General features: G+C 67.0%; 28 protein-coding genes and 1 pseudogene. 7 read left to right on the top strand and 22 right to left on the bottom strand.

Features of this window, described 5'->3' with window-relative positions; genetic code table 11:
• Window positions 1-10: 10 nt before the first annotated feature.
• Complete coding sequence (locus tag H5411_RS38755; RefSeq protein WP_098085227.1) at window positions 11-778, bottom strand: hypothetical protein; 768 nt, start codon at window positions 776-778, stop codon at window positions 11-13.
• Window positions 779-795: 17 nt separating this feature from the next.
• Window positions 796-1,668: a hypothetical protein gene (locus tag H5411_RS38750; RefSeq protein WP_127516251.1), complete on the bottom strand. Its 873-nt coding sequence runs from the start codon at window positions 1,666-1,668 to the stop codon at window positions 796-798.
• Between the two features lie 324 nt (window positions 1,669-1,992).
• Here H5411_RS38750 and H5411_RS38745 point away from each other — a divergent pair, with 324 nt between their 5' ends.
• The 5 genes and pseudogenes from H5411_RS38745 (at window position 1,993) to H5411_RS38725 (ending at window position 7,220) form a co-directional block, all read left to right on the top strand.
• Window positions 1,993-2,829 carry an SAM-dependent methyltransferase gene (locus H5411_RS38745; protein ID WP_098085232.1) on the top strand — a complete coding sequence of 279 codons (837 nt, stop codon included), beginning with the start codon at window positions 1,993-1,995 and terminating at the stop codon, window positions 2,827-2,829.
• Window positions 2,826-4,949: a hypothetical protein gene (locus H5411_RS38740; protein WP_112276353.1), complete on the top strand. Its 2,124-nt coding sequence runs from the start codon at window positions 2,826-2,828 to the stop codon at window positions 4,947-4,949. The genes H5411_RS38745 and H5411_RS38740 overlap by 4 nt, the downstream gene beginning before the upstream one ends.
• A gap of 21 nt (window positions 4,950-4,970) precedes the next feature.
• On the top strand, window positions 4,971-5,192 hold the full coding sequence (locus H5411_RS38735; protein WP_112276355.1) for a helix-turn-helix domain-containing protein: 222 nt from the start codon (window positions 4,971-4,973) through the stop codon (window positions 5,190-5,192).
• Window positions 5,193-5,258: 66 nt separating this feature from the next.
• Window positions 5,259-5,658: pseudogene (locus tag H5411_RS38730) on the top strand (RNA polymerase-binding protein RbpA).
• 587 nt (window positions 5,659-6,245) lie between these two features.
• Window positions 6,246-7,220, top strand: coding sequence for a hypothetical protein (locus tag H5411_RS38725; protein WP_098085241.1), 975 nt, complete (start codon window positions 6,246-6,248; stop codon window positions 7,218-7,220).
• A gap of 1,419 nt (window positions 7,221-8,639) precedes the next feature.
• Here H5411_RS38725 and H5411_RS38720 read toward each other — a convergent pair.
• From H5411_RS38720 to H5411_RS38705, 4 genes are all read right to left on the bottom strand, one after another.
• On the bottom strand, window positions 8,640-8,957 hold the full coding sequence (locus H5411_RS38720) for a hypothetical protein (RefSeq protein WP_098085244.1): 318 nt from the start codon (window positions 8,955-8,957) through the stop codon (window positions 8,640-8,642).
• Window positions 8,944-9,822, bottom strand: coding sequence for an inositol monophosphatase family protein (locus H5411_RS38715; protein ID WP_098085246.1), 879 nt, complete (start codon window positions 9,820-9,822; stop codon window positions 8,944-8,946). The genes H5411_RS38720 and H5411_RS38715 overlap by 14 nt, the downstream gene beginning before the upstream one ends.
• A gap of 73 nt (window positions 9,823-9,895) precedes the next feature.
• A complete protein-coding gene (locus tag H5411_RS38710; protein ID WP_098085249.1) occupies window positions 9,896-10,348 on the bottom strand; it encodes an NUDIX domain-containing protein in 453 nt (150 codons plus the stop codon).
• Complete coding sequence (locus H5411_RS38705) at window positions 10,345-10,902, bottom strand: 6-pyruvoyl trahydropterin synthase family protein (protein ID WP_112276357.1); 558 nt, start codon at window positions 10,900-10,902, stop codon at window positions 10,345-10,347. The genes H5411_RS38710 and H5411_RS38705 overlap by 4 nt, the downstream gene beginning before the upstream one ends.
• A gap of 442 nt (window positions 10,903-11,344) precedes the next feature.
• Between H5411_RS38705 and H5411_RS38700 the strand changes: the two genes are divergently transcribed.
• Window positions 11,345-12,613: a helix-turn-helix domain-containing protein gene (locus H5411_RS38700; RefSeq protein ID WP_110341262.1), complete on the top strand. Its 1,269-nt coding sequence runs from the start codon at window positions 11,345-11,347 to the stop codon at window positions 12,611-12,613.
• 18 nt (window positions 12,614-12,631) lie between these two features.
• On the opposite strand, the gene H5411_RS38695 is transcribed toward H5411_RS38700, so the two are convergent.
• The 3 genes from H5411_RS38695 to H5411_RS38685 form a co-directional block, all read right to left on the bottom strand.
• Complete coding sequence (locus H5411_RS38695) at window positions 12,632-13,276, bottom strand: HAD family hydrolase (RefSeq protein WP_110341264.1); 645 nt, start codon at window positions 13,274-13,276, stop codon at window positions 12,632-12,634.
• A 308-nt stretch (window positions 13,277-13,584) separates the two neighbouring features.
• A complete protein-coding gene (locus H5411_RS38690; RefSeq protein ID WP_183126651.1) occupies window positions 13,585-16,308 on the bottom strand; it encodes an nSTAND1 domain-containing NTPase in 2,724 nt (907 codons plus the stop codon).
• 160 nt (window positions 16,309-16,468) lie between these two features.
• Complete coding sequence (locus H5411_RS38685; RefSeq protein WP_098085258.1) at window positions 16,469-17,074, bottom strand: hypothetical protein; 606 nt, start codon at window positions 17,072-17,074, stop codon at window positions 16,469-16,471.
• A 99-nt stretch (window positions 17,075-17,173) separates the two neighbouring features.
• Here H5411_RS38685 and H5411_RS38680 point away from each other — a divergent pair, with 99 nt between their 5' ends.
• Window positions 17,174-17,488 carry a DUF2267 domain-containing protein gene (locus tag H5411_RS38680; RefSeq protein ID WP_009151846.1) on the top strand — a complete coding sequence of 105 codons (315 nt, stop codon included), beginning with the start codon at window positions 17,174-17,176 and terminating at the stop codon, window positions 17,486-17,488.
• A gap of 79 nt (window positions 17,489-17,567) precedes the next feature.
• Here the strand turns inward: H5411_RS38680 and H5411_RS38675 are convergent, their stop codons facing one another.
• The 13 genes from H5411_RS38675 to H5411_RS38615 form a co-directional block, all read right to left on the bottom strand.
• A complete protein-coding gene (locus H5411_RS38675; RefSeq protein ID WP_098085261.1) occupies window positions 17,568-17,939 on the bottom strand; it encodes a nuclear transport factor 2 family protein in 372 nt (123 codons plus the stop codon).
• A complete protein-coding gene (gene trxA, locus H5411_RS38670) occupies window positions 17,936-18,412 on the bottom strand; it encodes a thioredoxin (protein ID WP_098085263.1) in 477 nt (158 codons plus the stop codon). Before trxA ends, H5411_RS38675 begins: the two co-directional genes overlap by 4 nt.
• Window positions 18,382-18,690 (bottom strand): glutaredoxin family protein, encoded by a 309-nt coding sequence (locus tag H5411_RS38665; RefSeq protein ID WP_098085266.1) that lies wholly within the window; start codon window positions 18,688-18,690, stop codon window positions 18,382-18,384. The genes trxA and H5411_RS38665 overlap by 31 nt, the downstream gene beginning before the upstream one ends.
• Before the next feature lie 21 nt (window positions 18,691-18,711).
• Window positions 18,712-19,488, bottom strand: coding sequence for a redoxin domain-containing protein (locus H5411_RS38660; RefSeq protein ID WP_098085268.1), 777 nt, complete (start codon window positions 19,486-19,488; stop codon window positions 18,712-18,714).
• A gap of 55 nt (window positions 19,489-19,543) precedes the next feature.
• Window positions 19,544-19,756 carry a DUF2905 domain-containing protein gene (locus H5411_RS38655; protein WP_098087038.1) on the bottom strand — a complete coding sequence of 71 codons (213 nt, stop codon included), beginning with the start codon at window positions 19,754-19,756 and terminating at the stop codon, window positions 19,544-19,546.
• A 266-nt stretch (window positions 19,757-20,022) separates the two neighbouring features.
• Window positions 20,023-20,472 (bottom strand): Hsp20/alpha crystallin family protein, encoded by a 450-nt coding sequence (locus H5411_RS38650; RefSeq protein ID WP_098085272.1) that lies wholly within the window; start codon window positions 20,470-20,472, stop codon window positions 20,023-20,025.
• A 568-nt stretch (window positions 20,473-21,040) separates the two neighbouring features.
• Window positions 21,041-21,769 carry a GAF and ANTAR domain-containing protein gene (locus tag H5411_RS38645; RefSeq protein WP_098085274.1) on the bottom strand — a complete coding sequence of 243 codons (729 nt, stop codon included), beginning with the start codon at window positions 21,767-21,769 and terminating at the stop codon, window positions 21,041-21,043.
• A gap of 209 nt (window positions 21,770-21,978) precedes the next feature.
• Window positions 21,979-22,308, bottom strand: a complete 330-nt coding sequence (locus H5411_RS38640) for a J domain-containing protein (protein ID WP_098087039.1) — start codon at window positions 22,306-22,308, stop codon at window positions 21,979-21,981.
• A gap of 14 nt (window positions 22,309-22,322) precedes the next feature.
• Window positions 22,323-22,691: a hypothetical protein gene (locus H5411_RS38635; RefSeq protein ID WP_098085277.1), complete on the bottom strand. Its 369-nt coding sequence runs from the start codon at window positions 22,689-22,691 to the stop codon at window positions 22,323-22,325.
• Window positions 22,692-22,776: 85 nt separating this feature from the next.
• The gene (locus H5411_RS38630; RefSeq protein WP_098085278.1) at window positions 22,777-22,971 is read right to left on the bottom strand and encodes a hypothetical protein; all 195 of its coding nucleotides are present in this window, start codon (window positions 22,969-22,971) and stop codon (window positions 22,777-22,779) included.
• 2 nt (window positions 22,972-22,973) lie between these two features.
• Window positions 22,974-23,378, bottom strand: coding sequence for a hypothetical protein (locus H5411_RS38625; protein ID WP_098085281.1), 405 nt, complete (start codon window positions 23,376-23,378; stop codon window positions 22,974-22,976).
• Between the two features lie 100 nt (window positions 23,379-23,478).
• Complete coding sequence (locus H5411_RS38620; protein ID WP_098085284.1) at window positions 23,479-23,910, bottom strand: Hsp20/alpha crystallin family protein; 432 nt, start codon at window positions 23,908-23,910, stop codon at window positions 23,479-23,481.
• A gap of 392 nt (window positions 23,911-24,302) precedes the next feature.
• Complete coding sequence (locus H5411_RS38615; protein WP_143271349.1) at window positions 24,303-24,698, bottom strand: hypothetical protein; 396 nt, start codon at window positions 24,696-24,698, stop codon at window positions 24,303-24,305.
• Between the last annotated feature and the right edge of the window lie 213 nt (window positions 24,699-24,911).

The raw sequence follows: 24,911 nt of genomic DNA, 5'->3' as shown, positions 1-24,911 counted from the left end.
GTCGTAGTAACTATCCGTCTGCGCCGTGTGGTCGGTTCGGCTCCGGGTGGTCGGAGAGTTGGTCGGCAACCAGTGCGATGAGCTCTTCCAGGGACTGAGGCCCGGTCGTTCCAAACGTAGCCCCGGCAATGACCGGTTCGTCAGGGCGTTCGGTGGGGGCGAACAGGGACGGCAGCGGCGGCCACCTCAGCGTGGCTAGCAGCATGGCGATGTCTGGAGCGCTGGTTAATCCGGGCTCGATGTCTTCGCACCGCCGCAGAACCGCATTCAGCTCCGCGATGACTGGCCCCAGAGCCATTCGATCATGGCCTGCGAGCACCTCGCCAGTGTCAGGGTCGATGGCGCGGAACGGGGCTGGCTGCCGCACGAACTCCGCATCCGCCAGGTCTGTCCACGACTGTGGGATGCGCTGGTCGCGGACAAGGTCGTCGATGCGTTCGTCGAAGTGATCGGCGGAGTCCCGGACCTTCCTGTCCCGGAGGGCCGAGGTGTCGCTGATCATCAGCTCTGTCCGCAGTCGGTCGGCGCGGAAGCGACGCCAACGGGACTTGGGATCCGCTCCATCGGCCCTGACGGGCCACAACAGCTTGCTGATGATGGCGGACGCGGTGAGGAACGACTGGACCGCAGGCCACGCCTCGGAACGCCGCTGCGGATCCCGGCTGAGAATGAGAGCCTGTTGCACCGCGGCCAAGGCGTAACTCGCCTGCCGCACGATCTCGGCGACGTAGAACCGCCGGGCTCCCGATGCCCAGCGCAGCTCCCAGTCGTCGCTCACTCGATCATTGTGTCCCGTCAACGACGTAGGCGTTGGCCATCCAGGCCAGGCAGGAGCCGACCGTCATGTTCCCCGCCGCTCCCTCGACGTAGGTCCCGGTAGCGGGTGACGGCGTGTGCGCCCGGAGTCCGTACCCACAGTGGAGCGCCGATGAGGATGCGTTCGACGTCTGGGCTGATGCCGCCGTCGCGGTCAAAGGTCCACCGGTCTTTGTCGAGCACGACGTCGCTGTAGATCTGCGCGAACCACTCGGATTCAGTCGCGTGGCCGAGCGTGAAGCCCCGCGTCCAGGGCTTGTCCTCGTGTTCGTCCCAGGTTCCGGTCACGCCCTGCTCGGTCGCGATCTTCAGGGCTTCGACCGCGATGGACTCTGGGTCGTCCCACTGTGAATTGTTGATCGTGCCGCGGCTCCGGATGTACAGAGCAATCGCCCGAGCTGCGGAGGACGACCATCCTTCCGGTGGCTTGTCGGAGCCGCCGACGTAGTCGGCGGTGTTCTCAAGGCTGCCGAACAGGCACACATCGACGCGGACGCCAGTGCTGCTGCGAGTGCTGACGTACATCACGACGCCTTGTCGCTTCTCAATACCGCCCGTGAACTGGGCGAACTCGACACGGCCGACGCCCTTGGCGAACACCGCCGGCGGCGGGGTGACGAAGTCCTCGACTGCGAGGTCTCCGATCGCCGTTTCGATTCGACGTGCGACCTCAGCACGGTCGAGCGTGCGCGCCTCCTGCGCAAATTCGAGCCCACCGATCAAGGGAATCGACGCCGTCTTGGCCTTCCAACTCACGCGCCGTTCGAGGGCGATGCCGTTTGCCGACGCGATGTCCCGGATACGGCGATCCGACCAGTAGGCGTAACTCCGGATCACACCGAGCTCGCCCATGAGCAGGCCCTCCAAGCGCCGTTCGTCGAAGCGGTCCCGTCAGGGCCAGCACGTTCGAAGCCTACCTATCCGCCCTCCCACTCAACCGGGTGAACCATGCCGCCGCTGCTGTCGAGCTCACGTGTGGTGTCGCCTCATTGGCGCCTCACCAGCGCCTCGCCGCCGCTCTGGTTCAGATCTTGATACAGCCGTCTAATCGCCCACACGAATCGACCCAGCCGGTTCGACTGGTGCTGGTGCGCCGCAGGTCACGGCAGGTGGGTCGACCAGACGCACGGTGAGTCGGCTCGTGATGGCGAGACGGGGTGGGAGAACGTCACGGTGATGGCGACGCATGAGAGCGCGTCAGGTCTTGAACAACAGGTAGACCCCGACGCGCCGTCGCTGTTCCGGATCTACGACTACCTGCTCGGTGGTGGGCACAACTTCGCGTCCGACCGCGCCGTGGCCGACAAGATCACCACGCTGGTGCCTGGGTATGACGTATTCGTCCGCGAGAGCCGCGCCTTCGTCCGCCGCGCAGTCCTTCACATGCTCACGGCCGGAATCGAGCAGTTCCTCGACCTGGGTGCGGGCATGTTCAGCGCCCACCCCGTGCACCATCTCGCCCAGGCTGAACGTCCTGACGTCCGCGTCGTCTACGTCGATCGCGACCCCATAGCCATCGCCGGTCTCGGTCTGATCGTCCATGCGGACGATCCGAGCACCGGGGTGATCGAGGCCGACCTGCGGCACGTTGACGAGGTGCTCGACCATGCCGTGACCACTCGGCTGCTCGATCTGACTCGCCCGGTGGGCGTGGTGGCCGGGTCGGTGTTGCATTGCCTGCCCGACGCCGAGGATCCGGCCGCCGCATTGGCCAGGTACCACGAGCGGCTGGCACCCGGCTCGCTGTTGGCCGCCTCACACGCCGACGGCATCGTCCTCGGGCTGGAATCGGCCGGTGCGATCGAGGACTGTCTCGCCAGGGCCGGGATCACGCTCGTCCACCGAAGCCGGCGGCAGTTCGCCGACCTGCTGGGACCGTGGCAACCACACCCGGACGGCGTGGCGCCGATCGGCTTGTGGCGACCGGACGGGCTCACCCTGCCCGTACGCGAGTGCCTGTGGGGCAACGCCGTGCTCGCCGACCGCCGTCCCGAGCCCGCGGAGCGCGCATGAACAAGGCCGAGCACATCAACACCGTGTCCGGATCGGTCCACGGCCAGGTGCTGCAAGCCCGCACGGTAACCGCCGACACCATCGTCCTGCACGCTCCCGAGCACCGAGTGCCGGTTCCCCGGCAGCTTCCGCCGCCCGCGCACACCTGGGTCGACCGCGCAGATGAATTGGAGCGGCTGGACCGTCTGCTCACCACGGCGGGCCCGACCCGCGTGGTGGTGACCGGCCTGGGCGGGGTCGGCAAGACCGGCTTGGCGGTGCGCTGGCTCGACGGACACCACGAGCGCCACCCCGACGGCGTGCTGCACGTGGACCTCAACGGCTGGAGCGGCCACCCGCCACCGGCCACCGCGCAGGTCCTCGCCGGATGGCTCCGCGCGCTCGGCGTCGCCGCCGACGACCTGCCGGGCGAGGTGGCCGAGCTGGTCGCGCTGTACCGAACGGTCACCTCGGACAAGGCGGTGGCCATGCTGGTCGACAACGCCCGTTCCGCCGAGCAGGTGCAGCCCCTGGTACCTGCCACGGCGCGCGGCACGATCCTGGTCACCAGCCGCAATCGGCTCGCCGAGCTGGCCATCGCGGGCTTCCGCCACCTCGACCTCGACTGCTTCCCCGCCGCCACCGGCGCCGCGCTCCTGACCGGCCTCCTCGACGAGGATCGACAGCCCATCGGCGAGGAGCTGCTGCACGCGCTGGCCATCCGCTGTCACGGGCATCCGCTGGCCCTAACCATCGCCGGAGCCCATCTCGCCGCCTACCCCCGGCGCGACCCGGCGCGCCTGATCACCCGGCTGACCCACCTCGCCGAGGCGTCCACTGGCGCTTTGGACCCGCACGAGCTGTCCGTTGAAGGAGTGCTGCAGATGAGTTACGAGGACCTAGACGCCACCACCGCCCGGCTCTACCGCGGTCTGGCCGAGCATCCCGGCGTCGAGTTCACAGCCGAGCCGCTCGCCGCCGGGCTCGACGTGCCGGTCACCGACGTCGGCCGCGGGCTCGGGCGGCTGGTGGAGGCGAACCTCGTCACCGAGTCCGGGGACGAGCGCTACCGGCTGCACGACGTCCTGCGTGAGCACGTGCGAGCCCTGGCAGGCCAGGATGACCAGGCCAAGCGGCTGGCGGTGCGCCGCCGGATGATCGAGTGGTACCTGCGGCGCGGGGCGGCGGCCGACAAGATCATCAATCCTTTCCCTCGCCGGTTCAGCCCCGTCTACACCGATCTGGACACCGGCATGTTCGCCGACGCGAAGGCCGCCCTGGACTGGGCCGAGACCGAACGCGCCAACCTTCTCGCCGCTCAACAGGACGCCGCCGACCAGGGCTGGACGGAGCTGGTGTACCAGTTCGGCGAGGTCCTGTGGAACCCGCTGCGACCCAACTACACCGCCGGTGAGTTGGTGAGCTCGCAGTTCCTCGGGGCTAATGCCGCCGCCGACGCCGGGCACATCCTGGAGGTCGTCTGCCGCACCCGCCAGGGCTTCGGCGAGACCAACCTCGGCCACCACGAGGCCGCAGTCGCCATCTGCACGATCGCCGTCGAGCTGGCCGCCGAAGTCGGTGACCCGTGGCTGCACTCCGGCGCGCTGTCCACCCGCGCCCGCGCCCACCTCAAGGCCGACGACCCGCACGCCGCCCTCCCGGACCTCGAACATGCCCTGGAAGTCGCCGAGGGGATGAACGACGCCCGCAGCATCGCGCTGCGACACCGACGCCTCGGCGAAACCGCCCTGCACCCCAAGATCGCCGACGCCCAGCTCGCACTCCACCACCTGCGGCTGGCGGCGAGCATGTTCACCGGCATCGGCGATGACATCGGCCACGCCCGCACCGTCCTGCACTTGGCGCGGGCCCTGACCCTGAACGGGCAAGCCGCCGAGGCAGTGTCGGAGCTGGCCGAGATCGAGCAGGCCGTGCGCGACTACGGCTCGGTCGGCTACCTGGCCGACCTATGCACTGTGCTCGGCGAGGTCCACGCCGCGCTCGGCGACACCGCCGAGGCCCACCGCTGCTACAGCCAGGCCATCGACTACTACACCGCCGCCGGCCCCGGCGCCGACAAGAGCAAGGCCACCGTCATCGCCCGGCGCGACGCCCTCGACTCCGACCAACCGACCGCCTGAATGCGAAGAGGAGCGAACGACATGGCAGCACACACCACGGTCAAGGGAAAGCGGATCACCGGCGAGGCCCGCATCAAGATGGCTGCTGACCTGAAGAAGAAGTACGAAAAGGGCGCCAGCATCCGTGCACTGGCCGAGGCCACCGACCGCTCGTACGGCTTCGTGCACCGAATCCTGACCGAGTCCGGCGTGGTGCTGCGTGGACGCGGCGGCGCTACCCGGACCAAAACCAAAACCCCATAGCCAAGCGACAGCGGGCACGAGAACGGCTCGCGACACCAGCCATCCGATACGCGAGCGGAGATCATGATGCCCAGACGCGTCTTGCGGGGCTACCGCCTGGGAACGCCCACTGGCGAACCGGATCGCGATGCGCGGCCGGCGCCGCGGATTCAAGTCCGCTTCGCGTGCCGAAGAGGACACGAGTTCACTGTGCCGTTCTCGACAGACGCCGAGATACCCGCCGTCTGGAGGTGCCCGCGACACGGCGTCGAACATTGCCTCCGCATCAATGAAGACTCCGACTGGCAACCTCCCAAGGGAAAGCCCCCACGCAACGCACTACGTCATGCTCTTGGAACGACGCAGCATCGTCGATCTTGAAGACCTCGTCGACCAGGCGCTGGCGGGCATCCTCCTGCAGCGCCGATCGCCTTACGGTCGCGTGCCCATCGGCGACCGAACCTACGGTTTCCGATTCGAGCCATGACCGCCGGCCGAGAAGGCGTAACAGGCAGGCCAGCTCTGATCTGATGTTTCGAGCCGACTACCTCGGAGCATGCGACGTATCGAGCCCGAGGGCGCCTCGCCTCATCATCGACGTGCAGGTCGCGGTCTACGGCTTGGGCTGGCCGGTGCCGGAGTTACGAGCCGGTGAGCCGCGCAGTTCCGTGACACGCTCGCGGAATGGCGCGCCGACCGGCCCGCGCAAATTGTCGTCTGCCACCGTCGTGGGACAACCACGTTGCCAGTCATGGGACCAGCGACAGCGGTAATCTACCGAGAGAAACGTGTTCCAGATCTGCGTCGCGGAGCGATCATGGCGATGGCGACCGAATGTCCTGTAATGCCGATGTGCGGTCGAACGGTGGATGACCGATTCCGATTGTTTGCGCAGTGACCTTGATGCCGCTGGCACAGGCCACTGAGCGACGCGATCAACACGGCAGTGTCTCTATGGATGGGTCGGCGATGAGACGGCCGAGAGTGGCCCGACCCGACACGGACGCCAGCGCTGCACCTGCGGTAACAACGGCTCGATCCGCCGCCATCGACCTCCCTCCGGATAATGGAGCCATGGAACGGCCGATCGATTTCTCGCGCGACCGCCGCATGCTGTGCGGGATCTGCGCCCACGAGTGGCTGGTCGGACTCGATTGGATCGACCGCTGGGAGCAAGGTAGAGAGGTGTGCCCTGGGTGCGGAACGACGTGCGAACACGAAAACGCTCCCCGGGTGACGGTCAATCCCGACGATCTTGCGCTCGACGCCGACAAGATCGCACAGTTCGCCTGGTACCACACGACCACGGTGCCGGACTGGCCGACGAGGGACTTCGACCCGGCGGCCGATCTCACGCCCGAGACACGAAGAGTGATGGGCGGCGCGAAGCGGGTCGCCGCGTGGGCCGCGCGCCAGCGCGGGAAAGCCCTCCATGTCGGCACATACGAGTCCGCGGTCCACAACATGCTGAGGCGGATGCGCGACCAAGCTGACCGCGGCAGCCAGTTCTACCTGTACCGCGTTCTTCTGGTGCCGTCCGTCGTTGTGCGGGAGGGCTGGCTCATAGACCCCAGCGACTTCATGGGTGACGTAGTTCTCGACGAGGTCTGCCCTCCAGGCGTGGACGTCGCCCGCTACCTCAACTATCACGAGGACCCCGGCGGACTCTCACTCGCCCTGGGACGGAGCGCGATCGCCAGCGTCCAGCAGGTCGCCGTACCGCTCCCTGACGCCTGCGACGACGATTGGGTGCGAGAAGCCGCCACGGCTCTCGATGGCACCTCCGACACCCCTGTCCCGGCCACCGACAGGCTTAGTCGATTCATTCGGCCGTCGTCTCCGCAAGCTCTCCTGCGTCGCGAGCTCGGTGCGGCTCTGGCCGGCAAGCTGCCGGTGAACCTCCAGGACCAGTTCGCGTCCGCCGCTGCGTTCGACGAGGGCAACAACCCGATGCAATGGGCTCGTCGGACGAGCTGTCTGTTCGATCTGATCGTGAATCCGCTACGCACGCTGGCCGAACTCGACCGGCAAGAGCGCCGCACGGTCTGAGAATCCACCGCGGTTGCTGCTGCCGCCCAGCACTGACTGTGTTCACAGGTGAAGTTCGGCCGCTGGCCCGCACTATCAAGATCAGCAGCCAGATTCCGGGCCGCCTGAACGTCCGCTCATAGCCGCTGACCGGCCATCCGGGAACACAGCGTCCGCCAATCGCCATCGCGATAACCTGTTCCAGTTCTGCACCGCTGTCGGTGGTCCCATGACTGGCCACGTGGTGGTCCCACGGCCGTGGCAGACGACACAAATGCCGACCCACGGACACCTCTTTGTGTTCGCAGTTTCCTTCGCTATGCCCCCAGGTGTTCATACACATGTTTGCGCGATACGGGCCGCGCCAGTACCGGTGGCGATAGTGAGGCGAGCTGCGGCTTTCGTCCGACGTGTCGTGGTCGGCGTTGTCGTCTCCGTCGTGGGGAGGCAGGTCTTCAGTCCTGAACCGCGGGTGTACCCGGACGACGTTCACGGCGCTCGTCGCGATGATGCCGGCTCGGGCGTCGCCTCGGGTCACTGATCGCGGAGCTGCAATCACATCGGTCTGGGTCAGCGGTTTCTTGACTTTGTGGTCGAGCAATTGCCATAGGCCGTAGACGGTCTGGACCCACCCGGCGCAGTGGTTCGCGTCGGGTTCGGGGAGCAGTTCACCGAATTGAAGGGTCGCGGTGAAGGTAGCGAGTACCGGCATCGGGCTCATCCGGGCCGAGACCGAGCGGACATGGTCGGCGAAGTAGCCCGCGCTGTAGCGGGTCTTTGTCGCTGCCCACTGGGCGACGAACGTGTCCGGGGGCAGGCCGGTCCAGTGGGGCGGCCGATTTGGGGTGTAGAACGACAGTTGGACCCGGTCCTCGTGCGGCGGTGGCAGGTGTGACCAGCTAATGGCGACGATTGGGGCCTCGACGTAACCGGAGACGTCGTAGAGCCAGGGGGCTGGTATCCATCCTGAGCCTGGCAGGTCTTGCGCACGCGCGGCGTCATAGAGGGCGCCGCCGATGCAGCTCTCGAACAGCATGAAGCCGGTCATGCTGGGCATTCGGTCCGAGCGGGCGGGTTCGGTGGACGGGGTGGACGAGTAGGTCACGGCCATCTCGATCGCCTCGTGGTCGACCCACGTCAGGCTCGCGTTCTGGAGGCGGTCGGCTTCATCGCGGGCGTATCGACGCACTTCCCGGCCCTCGCTCTCCGCCGCGGCGGCTCGGGCGACCTGGCCTGTACGTCCTTGCTGGGCGCCCTCGGCCGCGATGTTGGCGTAGTGCTCGTGAAGCCGCCGGCGGAGGAAGGGAAGCTGCTCGGAAGACGGAGCGACCCACGGCGCGGGCTGGAAGATCGAAGCGTCCGGGATCGGGTCGGGAATCTTGAGGCCATCGGTTGCCGGGTGCATGAAACGGACTCCAGCCAAGGTCGCGGCGGCGCTGGTCACAGGCGGCGCAGTGCTTGCAGCACGCGGTCGAGAAGCGCCAGGTGCTCGTCGTCGGGCCGCGGTCCCTCCAGCGCGGCCCGCCGCGCGGCGGCTCGTTCCTCGTCGAGGTCGAGCGGAACCGCGGACGGCCCCGTGGCGGGCAGTTGTCCAAGGCTGGGGAGGTACTCGGTGAGTGGTCCGTTGTCGGCATGGCGGCACGCGGCTTTACCGTGGACAGCATCGAACGGCAGTTCGGGGGTTTCCGGCGAGCAGCGAGGACTCGGCAGGATCACCATCGCGTCCGCCTTCGTGTCCGGCTCCTCACTGTGGTTCACTGCTCTGCGGCAAACTGGTCGGACTCATGACGGGTTCGTGTCGGTCGCCATCGGGCCAAAAACGGGTGCCACGCAGGACGTGCAGGAAGGGCAGCAACTCCTCGCGAAGTCCTGGCGTGGTGGCAATCGCGCACCGGGAACGAGTGGTGTGTGGGCTGGCGTCGGCATCCAGGACGAGGGCTCCGGCCTCTCGGGCGATGACGGCCCCGGCCGCGGTGTCCCACGTCCGGTTGCCGAGCAGGACGCAGGCATCAAGGGTGCCGTCGGCGACCCAGACGAGGTCAAGTGCGGACGAGCCGTAACGGCGAAGCCCTTGTGCTCGTGCCGTGAGTTCCCGGTCCACAGTGGAGCAGAGCACGTCTCGTAGCGCAGTGTCCTGGCCGCTGCCATAGTCGCTGAACCCGATCAGGGCTCGATCGAGCGACTCAGTGCCCGAGGCGGCGATTGGTTCTCCGTCGCGGTAAGCGCCCTGCCCGTCGGTCGCCCAGTAGCGGTGTCCGAGAAAGGGAAGCGCTGTGACGCCGAGGATGGGGCGGTGGTTGTGCACGAGCCCGAGCGCGATCGCGCACAAGGGACTGCCGTGGTGGTGGTTGATCGTGCCGTCGATGGGATCGAGAACCCAGTACGTCTCCTGGTTGCCAACCGAGCCGGTTTCCTCTCCGAGGAACCCGATTTCGGTGCGTCCATCGGCAATCAACCGTTGGCGGACCACGTGTTCGACGTCCTCGTCCACTTCGGACACAGGGTCGCGGTCGCCCTTGTACCGGATCGAGCGAGGACGGTGGCTGAGGACATGCTCGACCGCAAGATCGATCGCGGCCTGTGCCGCGGGCAGGGCAGCGGTGAGGTCGGGTGCCGACAGCATGGTTCCTTCGGTTCTTCGGGCGCGCCCGGCTCACGTAGCTGCGCCAAATGGACCGGGCCGTGGACGGTGAGGGTCAGGAGTAGTGCGGCCACCACGGGTGTTCGACAGTCAGCGCGTCGCTTCGCAGTCGTTCCGCGATGACCGCGGGGCGCAGCTCGACTTGGTGGAGGTCCGCTTGGGTGAGCCACCGCAGTTCGTGTTCGCTGGACCGGGCGGCTTCGGGGCCAGCGAGAGTCACGTCGAACAGCAGGGCCAGTTCGTAGAGGGCAGGCCCGTTCGGTGAGGTGTGATCGCGCAGTTCCACGGTGGCACAGAAGTCGAGGTAGGCGAGGTCGACGTCGGTCTGTTCCCGCACGGAGCGCCGCAGGGCGTCCTCAACGGATTCACCTGGTTGTACTCGACCGCCGGGTAGCCGGAAGGCGCTGGCGTCCCGGTCTCGGACGAGCAGGAGACGCTCCTCGTGCCCGACGAGGCCGTATGCCCCGACAAGCGGACCGAGAGCTGGAGTGGTGGTGGAGGTCATCATGGTGCTCTCACGATCGACGGACAGGACGATAACCGAGGTGACGCCTCAAAGAGGCCAACGTGGTGGTGCTCATCGCACAACCGGGGTTCGTAGACGGCAGTGTTCAACTGGGTCTCGCGGACCAGGACCCGCTCGACCCGCGCACCGTCGGCGCGTGCAAGTCCGATCAGCGTGCTCTCGGCGACTCGGCCCAGCAGTACCGCCACTGCCTCCACCGTGGGCCACGGCAGCCCGTATCCGAATTCTTCGGCATGGTCGGCCGGTTGCTCGGCCCCGAAGCGGAACACCCGGTTGCCTTCGGCGACCAGCGGCGCGATCAGCCGATCGCGGACGCCGAGCATCGTGGCGTGGTCGAGGTGCTCGTCGATCCAGCGCCGTACCCCGACCTTCAGCGCGCCGAACTCCACGACGGTCACCTCGGGGCTTAGCTCCGCGGCGCTCACTGTCACCGCGACCGACCAGGAGTGGCCGTGCAGGCTTACACATTTGCCGCCCAGGTGCGGTAAGCGATGCCCGGACGCGAACGAGTGCTCGATGGTGATCTTGTGCGACATCAGCGGGGCACCAGGCTCGACTGGTCAACCGGCGCGGGTGAGCGTGCTGGTTGCACCTCGCGCATATCCACTGCAACAAGCTCACTTTCCGTACCGAGAGGAGTGGCCGAGACCGGTATGGCCTGCGATGGGCGGTCGGAGGTCGCCCACCGCAGGCCGAATCCCAGTCAACGACGCCGCCCTTGCCGATCACCAGAGCGGCCGTGCGGCGAGAACGAGGCGTCAACGGGGCGGCCCAGGCGCTGACCAGGGCGCTAGTGGTCTGCTGGAGCGAGGGGCTTCACCCAGATGGGCGGGCAACTGCGTTTGGCGGTCAGCCGGATCGTCAGCCGTGGTCGAGAACGGAGCGGCCATGAGGCAGCGATGAGGCGACACCTTCCCTACGCTGCGAAAACCGGCGAGTACTGTGCGCTATGGAGGGTCTGGCAGGAGGGACGACGCGATGGCAGCACGGCCTCTCACCCCGCTCGCAGCTGCCCGCGAGGCCGCTGGTTATACCCAGGAGTCCCTCGCCGTCACCCTGAAGGTCGAACGGACCACCATCGGACGTTGGGAACGTGGGGTCCAGTCACCTCAGCCTTGGCAGCGGCGCGGCCTCGCCACCGCCCTGCAGATCTCGCTCGACGTACTCGACGACCTGCTACGACGTAGCCTTCGGCAACCTGCTGCCGACATCACCACGGTCCTGATCTCACCTTCGTCGAGCCTGGTGACGCTCCCTGCCGAGCGGACCGTTCACGAGGACGCACCGGCACCCGATGCCGACGTCATCCACGCCGCCATCCCGCGCCTGCGCCGCGCGCTTGACCGACTGGACCTGCCCGACGACGGACCAACCAGGTCTCCGGACGACCTGCACGGCGAGATCATCCGCGCCAGCGACGACCGGCTGCAGTCCCGCTACGGCAACCTCGCCCGCCGCCTGCCCGACCTCATCGCCGAACTCGCCCGTGCCGGTCAACTGGGCGACGCTGCAGGCCAGCGCCACGCCGCCGCCCTGCTGACCTTGGCGTTGCGGGCTGCTGACGGCGTGGCGTTCAAGTTCGGCTACCTGGATCTGTCAGCCCGGCTGATCGACCTGATGCGCTCGGCCGCCCAGATCGCCGAGGACCCGCTGCTGCTGGCCGCCGTTGCATACGTGCGAACCGAAACCTTCTTCGCCACCGGCGACCTGGATACCGCCGCCCGCGCTCTCGAACTCGCCGCTGACCACGTGCCCGATCTCGGCACGACCTCCTCCTTGGCCGCGTTCGGTGCCCTGCACATGCGCGCGGCAGTCGTGGCTGGTCGGGCGGGCAAGGCCGACCTCGCCGCCGACCACCTGCGTGAGGCTCGCCGCGCCGCGGGCAGTGTGCCCGAGGGCATCTACGTGGGCACCGCGTTCGGCCCGGCCTCGCTGCGCATCCACGAACTCGCGGTCGCGGTCGAACTTCGAGATCCATTGGGTATCGAACGCGCGGCGTCCTGGCGCCCGCCCGACGAACTTCCCGCCGAGCGTCGTTCCCACTACTTCATCGATCTGGCCCGCGCCCAGCTCACCCTCGGTCGCCACGAAGACGCTCACCTGTGCCTTCAGGCGGCCCGCCAGGCCGCGCCCGAGCACACCCGCACCCACCCGCAGGTCCGCCAGTCCCTCTCGTCCCTCCTGCGCACCCACAGCGCGCCCAGCGCCGGCTTGCTCGACCTCGCCGCTTGGGCCCGTGCTCGCTGATCCGCCTGCCACAGCCGCTCAGCGCGGGGATAGCAGATCCGGCAGGTCGTGAAGGGAGTCGATCACCCAATCCGCGTCGCGACGGACCAACGGGTCGTCAGCCCACAGATAGCCCCACGGGCCCCGCCGGATCAGTGCCGTGCGGAACCCAGCTGCCTTCGCGGCAACTACGTCGTTGTCCCGGTGGTCACCCACGTATACCGTCTCGCCCGGTTCGTCGGGCACCATCTCCGCCACGCGGGCGAAGAACTCGGGCGACGGCTTGGCGACACCCCATTCGCCCGAGGTCGCGATCCGGTCCACCGGCAGCTCCAGTGCACGCAACAGCTCGGCTGCGCGAGCGGTCTGGTTCCCGGCCACCCCGACCCACAAGCCGCGTTCTCGCAGCGCGACCAGGCCGGGCCGCACATCGCTGTAAAGGTCGCTGTCCTCGATGTGCTCACCCTGGCCGGCCTCCTCGCGCAGCCGTCGTTCCCGTGCAAGGTCGAAGCCCGGCTTGAAGTACTGGAACGTCTCGGCATTGTCCCGGCCAGCGGCGGTGACCGCGCCCAGCACTGTCGAGAAGGTATGGCGCGAGACGCCGATCCAGTCGGCCCACGCACCCCACTCCCGCGAGTCGTCCAGCAACGTCTCGCCCACGTCGAACACAACCGCGGTCACCATGCTCCTACTCCTACGTCACGTGCAGACACCGCGCGACAGCGAGGGCCCTTCGGCCGCCCAACTCACTGACATCCGTGTCCGCGGCGACCGCCGGTTTGTCCGCTTCCCGGTTGACCACGTCGACGCAGCCCGAACAGCGAGCAGGCCGAGCCTCGACCTAACGGCGATTGGTGTGAGAGAGCGCGTCAGTTGGCCAGTCCGGTGCTCAGCTGTCGGCCAGGACTCGATCACTTGTGGCGACCGTAGCCGTGAGCGCGCTTCGCGGCTACTTAACGTGATGCTCATGGTCGGGTTCGGCCAAGAAGCGATCAGTCTTGTCGGTCAGTCGTGCGTAGCTGTGTAGAGATTCCGCACGCTCTGGCCCATGCACGAATAAACTTTCCAGCCGAAAGCATCGTCGATTCTGCCCATTCGGCGCCGAGTGCGTCCCTGTGTGCAATGCCAAGCGATAGTGGAGAAAGGCCGGGATTTGACTCCAGCGCAGCAAACGCCTCGCGCATGCCCCGCTGCCGTTCTACGATCTCGCGGAGTCGTCCCGGCTCCACCGCGCCGTGCGAAAACACGCTGTTGCCCGACAGAACGATACGCTCGCCCTCATCGGTATCCACCAAGCCGAGTGCGGTTAGGTCGCGGACTGCGGTCGCAAATCCGTTCTTGGAAGGGCGGGTGTGCCCGGCTGGATCAGAGAGATGCAGCAGGAGCTGCAGGGCGGGCCCAGGGTTTGCGCCAGGGAAAGGGCTCCGCACCCGGACAGGTACTGCTCCGCTCAAGAGTCGACCAAGGGGTTCGCTATCGCTTTCCGTCATCCTTGTCATGCCGTTTGCTAGAAGCCGCACTAGACCGGCATATTCCATCCATTGACAGAAAGAGCGAGCATATGTAACCCAACTATCACTTTTCGCCGCCACGGCCCTGAATTCGGCAGCAAGAACAGCTGCAAACTGTGGAATTGAGACGATGTCCTCGCGGGTGAGCATATCGGCAGCAAGCTTGTACATCTTATGTCTACGCAGTGCCTGAGAAACGCGCGCCCTAATAGCTTCTTCCCTATCGGGGGAATCGAGCAGGTCCGGCTCAAGCGTGACGCGGTTCGACTCTGCACTCAGCACGCCGAATTGCCGAAGCTCACGAGAGTAGTTAAAGACAACTGTTGCTGTCGTATCCAACCTCGCAGCTGCATCTGGGACTGAAACGCTACCACCTTCGGCAACAACCACGCGCAACAGGCGGCCGGCCCCGAGAGGGGCGTAGCGGACGACGTATGAGTCCTCGATCGCCACGCTGCCGTTATTAAGATAGTCACGGAAGGTATCCCAGTAGACGTCGATAGTATGACCGACCTGCACTACCAAACGTTGATGAAGCAGGCTATCCAGAACGGCGCCAGTGGCCACATCGTAGTCAAGATCGGATATCGCGACTGGTGCCGCCTGAGCAACGGTTCGGAGAACGGCTTGCTCACTTGGGCTCAACCGGGCAAGGTCACTTTCGAACAGGCCGCGGGCGTTCAGTGCCTGCTTAGCGAGATCGTCTTGCGTGACGCCGCGATCAACCTCGGCGAGTATATGGGCGCCGAACTTCTTGAAGAGCCACGGGAGGCCCTGTGAATTGTACTCGCGAAGCCTTTGTCGCAGATCGCGATTGAGCTTACTGCCGAGCGACTTCTCAAGTCGTCGCAGAAGGGCCTCGACCTCGCTTGGCCCGAACGGTTCAAGGATGGAAACTAGGGATGCGTCACGTATATCATTTCGCAGCCCAAATGGGTACCCCTCGGTCCATGCAACCACGTCAGTCTTCCAGGAAAAGCTGATCGTCAACGGCGCATTTATTTCGCGGATCAGAAATGCGAGATCGCGGAACTCTCGGGTAAGATCCGAGTCTCGAAAAACATTCTCAAATTGATCAAAAGCGAGAAAGATTGGCCGGGCGGGAGATGTCCAGGTGGCACGCTTGAGAGTCTCCACGATGCTCTGCAGACTGCTGAACGCAGCCTGGGGCGGCAACTCAAGAACCTTTCTCTCGACCGCCTTCCGAATAATGCGTTCCATTGCGGCGGGAACGAATTCGGATCGCTCCGCCGTTCTTGAGTCGATAACGATGCCGACGCCGCCTGCCTTCTCGATCCCCTTCTGCAGATGCAGAACTAGCGAACTCTTACCCCAGCCGGATTTGGCATTAATTACTATTGAACCAGCCGTGTCGCGATCCCTGAGCTTTTCAAGTAGCGACTGCGCGAGGATTTTCCGGCCGATGAAGAATTCGGGTGCCGCTGGAAGTTGGTACTCGAAATCAGACGTGCTGCCCTGGACCTCGACAATTTTGGGCAAGGATGGGACGCGAATCGGCACCGCTCCCGCTTCATGGCCTGCGCGAACAACCGGAAGGCCCTTTGATAGATGTCGCTCGATTAGGCGAACAACAGGAGCCGGAACATCTTGCGTCCGCGTCCATGTCACCCACCTGGACGCTCGGCGAGTTTGAGAGTCAAGTTCACAGGCGGCCAGGACGACGCCATGCTCGGTAACGATGACGGTCGGGTCTGATCGAATCTCTGGCCCTTCGTCCCAACTTGGCAGAACATTTGCCGCCTGCAGTAGTTGGCAAATCTCATAAGAGCCGAGGTATCGAAAGCCGGGCAACTTTGCTTGAGCTGCGTCGGCTTTCTCCTTCGCTTCGGGAGTCAAACGAGGGAGCGCAATGAAGAGTCCGTGAATCCGGTCATCATCGGCTCGGGCTAGAGCGAACTTCCCTAGAAAGGATGTCAACAAGGGGACCCGCACATTGGAGCTGTAGGCTTTGCACTCACAAATCAGCTGCTCGTTGGTAACGGTGTGACGGGCCTGGACGTCCAGCTCGATACCTTCGCTGGTGAAGTTTAGATTTTCAGGGTGGGGATCGCCGTATCCCTGCGTCGCAAGAAGCTTTGCGATAAACATCTCGAAGAGGTGACCGCGCCTGTTAGATATCTCGCTCGTCGATGAGCCCTCCGCGAGAACAACGACGGCGGCCGTGTCAACGGTGATCTGATCCACGGATGCAGGGTACGCGCTGGTGCTGTCAGCTGGGAGTTCACGTGTTTGGCTCCCGCGCGGACGTTGCAGCCCGGAGCACCCAGCCCGGCTTGAGCTCCGACTGGCCAACAGCCGCGCTCAATTGGGCCAACTGAAGCGCCGGTCACAGCTGAGGCCAGCGTTAGGTCACCCTGGTCAGGTCGCCGTAGGTGAGGACGAACCTGCTGTGGGTCTTGTCGATGGCGGAGCCGGCCAGTTCGCTGTCCGGAGTACCAGCCGGATAGACGATGAGCGATGGCGTGTGCCGGTTCCGTTCGGGCGCCCAGGATCGGATCTCCTCGCAGAGGTACTCGGTTACCTCGGCGGCGGCCGGGCCATGACCGATCGCGCCCAGTTCCCAGCACACCTCGTCGCCGGATTCCAGTCGCCGGGCAGTGAGGTAGACCAGCGTGTCGCCGTCGACCAGCGCCATGCGCCACCATCCCCTTACGGGGTCGCACACCTCGGGTGGGACGTCGGCGTGAACCTTGATCCGGCACACGCGAGGGTCGGTCACGGTCAGGCGGAGCCAGAGCCCGTCATGCGACTCGTTCCTGCCGAGCGTCGTTCCGGACCAGGCGGTGACACGCGGCTGGTCGAGCACCCCACGCAGCGCATCGAGGTCCACGGCCTGATCGCGGTCCCAGTGGAGCGTGACCAGTTCGTCGGTGGTGATCGCGCCGCTGAGTTCGCCCTCGTCGTCGCCGACCAGGTACACGAAGCCGCACAGGTGGAGCGAATCGGACACCAGACGGCCATCGGTGTAGGTGAAGGCGACGCTGCGTCCCTGGCCGCGCCACCGCAGTTCCCTATTGAAGGTGGGTGTTGATCCACTTCGGGAGGGATGGTGGCGTGGCGGGTTGGCGTGTTCTGGGTGTCGCGGGATGCGGTGCAGCTGCCACAGGAGATTAGCGAGCACCTGCGGCGCACGGTCACGATGGGCGGCGCGGGCAGCGGCGTGCGGTTCGACCGTGGCGAGTTCGTCATGCGAGTCGTCCAGCGGGACCGCGCCGACGAGCCGGCGGCGGTGTACCGGGCACGGGTGGTGTTCGAGGTGTTCCGCGAAGCCACGACCGGCGGCGTGGTCGACAAGGTGTGCGAGGCATTGCCGGCCGATGTGCGGGAGTTGGTCGATGCGGGCAGCATCGGGCCGCTGAACTGAGCCGGAGGACCCAGCTCAGCGGCCGGTGTGCCCGCTGTTGCCTGGGAACGCTGTCGGCACGCGCTGCCTCCTGCGGGTGCTATCGGGGTGTCTGCTGGTGGAAGGTCAGCTTCCAGCCGTCGGTGCGGCGCACGTAGACGCTGCTCGTCAGGGCGGTGTAGGTGGGTGCGTCGTCTCGGTGGGCGGTCGCTTCGTAGGTCACGATCGCGGTGTCGTTGGTGGGGTGGAGCACTTGTGGGTCGCGCAGCTGGTAGGCGGACCAGGGTGGGCCGGACAGCGAGTCCAGGATCGCCGTCCGGTTGTCTAGCACGAGGCCACCGGGTAGGAGCATGACCGCGGTGTGGTCGAGGATGTGCTCGTAGAACCGTCGCGCCGTCTCTGGGGTGGACGACAGGGCCTGCCAGCCCTGTTCTTCGAGGTCGATCACCTCGTCGCCGGTGGTCGAGATCATTTTGGTCCTCCTGTCCCGGCGATGGCCCCCTGTTGAGTGAGCCAGTTCTGGAGGGCGTGCGCGGGTTGAGCGCCGACCATCCGGCCGCGTTCGGTGCCGTTGCTCATCAGGATGAGGGTGGGGATACCGCGGACCTGGAGTCGCTGGGCGGTGCGGGGCGCGTGGTCGGCGTTGACCTTGACGACTTTGAGCCGTCCGGCCTGGTCGCGGGCGAGTTGATCGATGACCGGGGCCATCGTGCGGCAGGGGCCGCACCAGGGCGCCCAGATGTCCACGAGGACGGGCAGTGTGCCGTGCTGGACGGCGGGTTCGAAGTTGGTGTCGTCGGCGTCGACCAGCCAGGGCAGGTCGGTCTTGCACGCCCCGCAGCGGGGATGGCCGGCTGCCGCAACCGGAGTCCGGTTGCGGCGCCCGCACCGAGGGCACGGTGTGATCGCCCCGGTTACAGCAGTCCGTGTCGTGTCAGTGCCCATTGCAGCTCCTGGATGGTGGGTTGTTCCAGCCACTGGCCGCCGATGTAGACGACGGGGTTGCGGATGTCTCCGCCGGCCAGCCAGCGCAGTCGTTGCCTGGCTTGGGGGTTGAGGTCCAGGTCGACGTACTGGTAGGGCACGCCGGCGCGGTCCAGCAGGCGGCGCACCATCTGGGTGATGCCACACCAGCGGTTTCCGTACACGACGACCGCGGCGGGCGCGACCGTGCCGACGGTGCGGGCGGCGCGGTTGATCGGGGCGACCATCGGGATCGTCATTGTCGTCACCTCCTCGACAGGTCACAGGTTCGTCAGGTCGTGGGGTTCGCGCGACGCGGGTTGCTGGGCGACCTGGTCGAGCGCGTCGAACAGTTCGTAGATGTCCGGGATGTGGTCCACCTGTGGCGAGACGTGCGCGTAGCGGATGACCCCGTCGGCGTCGACGAGGTAGAGCGCGCGTTCGCTGAACCCGTCGGACTCGCGCCAGACCTGGTAGCGGCGGGCGACCTCACCCTTGGGGTGGAAGTCCGCGAGCAGCGGGAAGGTGATGCCGCGCACGGCCGCCCAGGCGCCGTGGCTGTAGAGGGAGTCCGCGGAGATGCCAAGCACGGTCACACCCCGGCTGGCGAACTCCGGCAGCTCCTGCTGGTAGAGCTCCAACTGTCGACTGCACCCATGGCTCCAGTCCAGCGGGTAGAACACGAGCAGGACCGGGTGCCCGCGGAAATCGGCGAGGCTCACCGGCCGGTTCTTCGCGTCTGGCAACGTGAAATCGGGTGCTCGGGTGCCTACCGCCAGGCCAGTGGACTCGCGGGCGCCCTGCATCGGGGGCGCGCTGCGGTGCAAGTTCGCGACGTCTTCCAGCGTCACGCCCTGCGTGGTGATGCCGTCGGGCGCCTGGTGCCCCACGGCCTGTGTCTCCCCCGTCACGGGGACGTGCTGCACGATTTCCTGGGTGATCGCGTGCAGCACCGACAGTGCCTCGGTCACCGGGGAGTCCGCGTCCAGACGGTCACCGAGGTCGGCGAACCGCTGCTCCAGTTCGTGCAGCCGATCCCAGCCACGAGCGGGAATCATGATCCTCACCTCCCTGACAAAGATTCGGGTGGCGCGGCGCCGGTCGGCGCGAGCCTCATCGGCGAAGCAGCGTCATGGCCAGAGACAGCACGACGGACACCAACAGCATGGACGTGAGTGGCATGTAGACGCGGACGTTCTCGCCGATGAGGCGGATGTCGCCCGGGAGACGATCGAACCACGACAGCCCACCGGTCCACGCGAGCACGCCGACAACGGCGAGCACCAGTCCCGCCGCCACCACGTACGGCCCGATATTCGTGCCCATCGTGGATCTCTCCTCCCACCGCTTCCCGATGTTCCCCACCAACAGAACAGAGCCAGTCGTCGTGCGCGGCCAAATACCGCGCACGACGACCGGCTCGTAAGAGACGGGACGGTCGGCACTTCACCCGTGCTGCCGCGTCGACAGGACGCCGGGCGGCTCGCGCCCAGGCCGCCGGAAAGGGTCAGGGGCGCCCAGGCGTCGATGACCGCGTCACCACGTGCACTGAGGTGAGCGCCGAATTATCACCGCGGAGCGGCGACCAGGGGTCAGGCGTTGATCGCCTGGCGTTCCCCGGTGCCGCTGGTGATGGCGATCTTGCGCGGCTTGGCCTCCTCGGCGACCGGGATGCGCAGGGTCAGGACCCCGGCGTCGTAGCTGGCCTGGATGTTGCCGGTGTCGAGGGTGTCACCCAGGAACAGCTGCCGGCTGAACGTGCCGGTCGGCCGCTCACTGATGATCGTCTCGACCTTCTCGCCGTTCTCGTCGATGACCGTGGTGCGCTGCGCCTTGACCGTCAGCACATTGTTCTGCACATCGACATCGATGGACTCTGGGCTCACGCCGGGCAGGTCGAAGTGCACCACGAACTCATCGCCGGAGCGGTAGGCATCCATCGGCATGACCGCCGACCGCGACAGGCCGCCGCCGAAACCACTGCCGAACCACTGCTGGCTCAACCGGTCCAGCGCCTGGAACGGATCAGTACGCATCAGCATGGCGTTCTCCTCCTTCCCTTCGTCGTGTCCGTGTGCTCGCGTCGCGGACAACCGCGTCGCGTCAGCACCATCACGTCGCTGACATCCCTAGCAACGCACTACTCCTGACCTATGTTCCCTATGTGATGTAGTTCACGCGTCGATCTATTGCTAAATGGATTGAAGTATGAAGGTGCAGTTCAAGGATGGTGTGACGGCAGTGCTGGAACGGCCTGTCGACTCGGGAATCAGACGCAAGAGCACATCAGCACCGCGGACCGTCCTGATTTGGCAGGGCCGCACGGTTGACCGGCGGCGCGCACTTGCTGTCCTGCCGAGCCTGGGCAGGTGTGACGGTGTGCGCCTGCGTGGACAGGTGGCCAGGCGGTGGTCAGACATGCGGGGTGGGTTGTGCGGTGAGTGCGAGAGCATAGGTGGGGTGGAGATCTACCCAGCGTCGCGTCGACGACTTGGAGGGACCGGCGCACGCGACTGGCTGCCGCGCTGCGCACCACCCAGCAGCTGCTCGCCGAAGCGGTCGGTGGACAACCGGAGTGCTGGCTGACGACGATCACCGCCTCGTCGGGGATCACGCGCTGGTGACGTGCGCGACGAACCGGGTGGCGAGGTCACGCAGCTTGATGTTGTCGCGCTGGGATTGCTCGACCAGCAGGGTGAATGCCTGGTCGGCGTCGATCCGCCTGACCGCCATGAGGATGCCTTTGGCCTGGTCGATCACCGCCCGGCTCTCCAGCGCGGTCCGCAAGTGCGCGGCGGTGCGGCGGGCGTGTTGGTAGCGGTGGTAGACGCGCAGGGCCGCCGTGACGGCGCTGGTGTAGAGGTCGAGCAGTTTCTCGTCCAGTTCGGCGAAGCCGTGAGCGTGGGTGCTGTAGCAGTTCACCGCGCCGGCGTGCCCGTCGTCGATGACGATCGGCGCGGACAGGAAGCTTGCGAATCCTGCCTCGGTGGCGTCGCGGGCGAAGTCCGGCCAGCGGTCACGGGCCTGGGCGATCGACACGCGCACCAGCGCGCCTGATCGCGCGGCGTCGAGGCAGGGTCCGTGTCCGAGGGCGTACTGGTCACCGTCGAGGCCGGCGACGACGTCGCTGGTCGTGGCCGCGGTCCGGGCGTTGCCATCGTCGAGCAGGGTCACGGTCGCTTCGTCCACGCCCGGTATGGCCTTGGTGACCTGGGCGCACACCTGCTGCAGCAAGACGGTGAAGTCGTCCACGCTGCCCAACGCCGCAGTCAGGCTTTCCAGCGCGCCGGTGACCTCGTCCAGCACCTGTGGCCACATCTCGTCCCGTGCGCGGTCCATGATTGCCTCTCGTCGGCTGCCGGGCGCCGCAACGCCTGACTACCTCGGGTATCCCGTCAGGCCGCCCGTTACCCATGAACCCTGGGGGTGCATCCGGTGCGCCAGCGCAGTCGATGCCACATGACCTGCGGGAACCGGTGGTGACACGCCTGCCGGGCATCAAGTCGCGGACCCGGTGAAAGTCGGTGCGGAGGCGGTCAGTCGCGCGGTCAGTGGAGGTGGCGGCGGACGGGGCCGACTCGCAGGTCGGGTTGGCTGCGCGCACCGGGGCGGTGGATCCGCACGGGAATGGAGATGGGCTCTCGACATGGTGACGGGGCGGGATGGTCGCGGTCGTCGGTCGCGCGTCGGCGTGGATCGCGCAACTCGGCGTAGGCGGCGAGCACCTCGGTCAGGCGGGCCGGATCGGTGGGTGCGTGCGCGGCGTCGGGGTGCAGGTGGCGCACCAGTGCCCGGTAGGCCGCGGCGATCTCGCTCGGCGTCGCCTCCCGCGAGACGCCGAGTACTTCGTACGGGTCGGGTACCGGTGACGGTGACATGGTCATCCGCTCCGTCAGGGATGGTCGGTCCTGCTCGCCGTTCCCGTGGTGTCCTCGGGCACGGTGTTCTCGGGCACGGTGTGCAGGTGGCTGACGGCGGTGTAGACCTCGCGGGCGGCACCTTCCGCCTCGTCCAGCGCGTGGCGCAGCGCGGCCAGTTCCCGGCAGGTGCGGGCGACGTGCTCGGCGGGGTCGACGTCGTCGTCGGCACGCAGCCGATACCGCTCGGGATAGCCGCCGACCTGCGGTGCCAGCGCTGCGGCCAGGTCACCCAACGCGCCGAGCAGATAGATCAGCTGCCAGGTCTCCTCGCGCAGGCCGGCAGGGCCGGGCCCGTGGCCGGCTGTCACGCGGCCTACCGCGTGCTGCACGGCCTCGGTCACCCTCGTCAGCGCGACGGCCAGCGACGCGCCGGGCGGTGATCCTGAAAGAGTGCGGGAACGGGGCATCGCACGTTGCTCCCGTCGATCACGGCCAGGACTGGTCGTCGGCGGGCTCGTCGGGCAGCGGCACGACGCGCCGCTGATCGGCCACGTCGGCCGGGTCGGCCTCGACCACGTCGATCGGCTCGGTGAGCGGGTCCGCGCCGGACTCGTCCTCCAGGTCGGGTCGGGCGGGGCGCAGCTGGTCGGCCACGTCGTTCCAGGGCTTGTCCAGGCTCATCGTCATTCCTCCCCTTGCGGCGTCTTCCCGTCGCGGTTGGTACCGGCCAGGTCGTCCAGGGCGGGGGCGAGCAGCAGTGCGCCGGTGGTCAGGCAGCCGTGCAGTGCCCGCAGATCGGCGTGGATCTCGTTGCTGACCTGCGGGCCGTGCCGCTCGGCGAGGGCCGGGGTGCGGTCCATCAGGGTCTGCACCAGGTCGGCCAGGGTGGTGGTGACCTCGTGCGTGCCGGTGATGACCGCGGACACCTCGGCCGCGCCAGGGAAACCGGTGCGCAGGGCGGTGGCGGTGTCGGCGAGCCGCCGCCGGGCATCGGCCAGCGCCCCGTCGATCCGCGTCCCGCCGACGCGCGCGACCTCGGTCCGCGCTGCGTCGATCGGCGCCGCGCCGTCATGCCTGGTGTCGGTCATCGGTTCCCTCCTTTCCCGCACCTCGTCGGCTTCCCCCGGCACGGCCCCGGAAACACCCCGCCGACGGGGCGCGTCGGCGGGGCCGGCGAGGGCGTGCGGGTCAGGCGTTGACCTGCTTGCGGTCGCTGCCGGCGCTGATGGCGATCTTGCGGGGCTTGGCCTTCTCAGCCACCGGGATTCGCAGCGTCAGCACACCGGCCTCATAGCCGGCCTGGATGTGCTCGGCGTCCAGAGCCTCGCCCAGGAACAGCTGCCGGCTGAACACGCCGCGGGGCCGCTCGGCGACCTGGTACTCCACGTGCTCCTTGGTCTGGCCGGGGCGTTCGGCCTTGACGGTCAGCACGTTCTGCTCGACGTTCACCTCGATCGAGTCCGGGCTGACGCCGGGCAGGTCGAATGCGACCACGTACTCGTCCCCGGTGCGGTAGGCGTCCATCGGCATCGCCGCGGGACGGGCCGCGGTTCCGTTGGCGCCGAAGAACTGCTGGGTCAGCCGGTCGAGCTCGCGGAACGGGTCGGTACGCATCAACATGTCACAGTCTCCTTCCACACCATCAGGTTGTCGATCAGGTCAGTTCCGATCGGACGGGGCTGCATCCCCGCCGCTCATTCTTGCTAACGGTCCGCTCAGCTTTTCTGTTCCCGTGACCACAACTTCGGCGACGACGGCGAGGGAACCTGGGGGTGCCCGGACGCGCCGAAGCCCGCCCTGGCGATGCAGTGGCGGGCCTCGCGGATTCACATGATCGAGGAAGGCTGGACGCTGTCCCCAGCGACGACCGTGACCGGTGCTGGCCGTGGCGGGTCGGTAGGTGCGTCACGAGACGCGGTGCTGGCATTGCTCACCGGTGTGCCAGCCAACGACGAGAGCCGGCTGCCACGGGCAGGTTCACGTGATGGTGCCCCGGTACGGTCGTGCCGTTATCACCTCCTTACGTGTTCGCTGGTGCTGCGATCCGGGAAGAGGGTCCGCGCGGTCGGCGCGGCGTCGCACAGCGGCGGCGGAGGAGACCGTTCGCGAGCTCCGACTCGCCGCGCGGTCCGCGCGAGATCACCGCTGACAGCGTGGGACAGCGGGTCGCGGCGCGACGACGCCTCGTCGCCGCGGTGGCGACGGGTGGGCGCTGGTCCTGGTGGCCGGTCGTGCGGCGGGAGAGGCCGCGTCGCGGAGGAGCCGAAGTTGGCGGCGACGATCGCGTCGAACTCCGCGCGCACCCACGCGGGCTCCGCGCAGATCAGGTCGGCGAAGCGAGCCGGCCCGACCTCCAGGGGCCACGCGAGGTCGCTTCCCGCCGTGCGGGCGATGCTCGTGCCATCCATCTCGATCACTCCCCAGCTGTGTGTCCACCAGGTTCTGACCGATACTTTTCTTATAGTGAGTACTGTAGATTATGTCAAGGCGCCACTGGAGGTACCGTGGTTCGGAGAGTGTCGGGTGAGGGTCAGGTCGACCCGTGGTGTCCGTGGGAGGCCCGCTCGTGACCAGGACTGATCTGCGCGATCTCGATGATGTCGACTATCCGGCGTACACCA

The organism is Amycolatopsis echigonensis (assembly GCF_014174495.1).
Taxonomy (GTDB): Bacteria; Actinomycetota; Actinomycetes; order Mycobacteriales; family Pseudonocardiaceae; genus Amycolatopsis; species Amycolatopsis echigonensis.
Note: the sequence above shows the minus strand (reverse complement) of the source record. Positions and strands in the feature narration are given on the sequence as shown.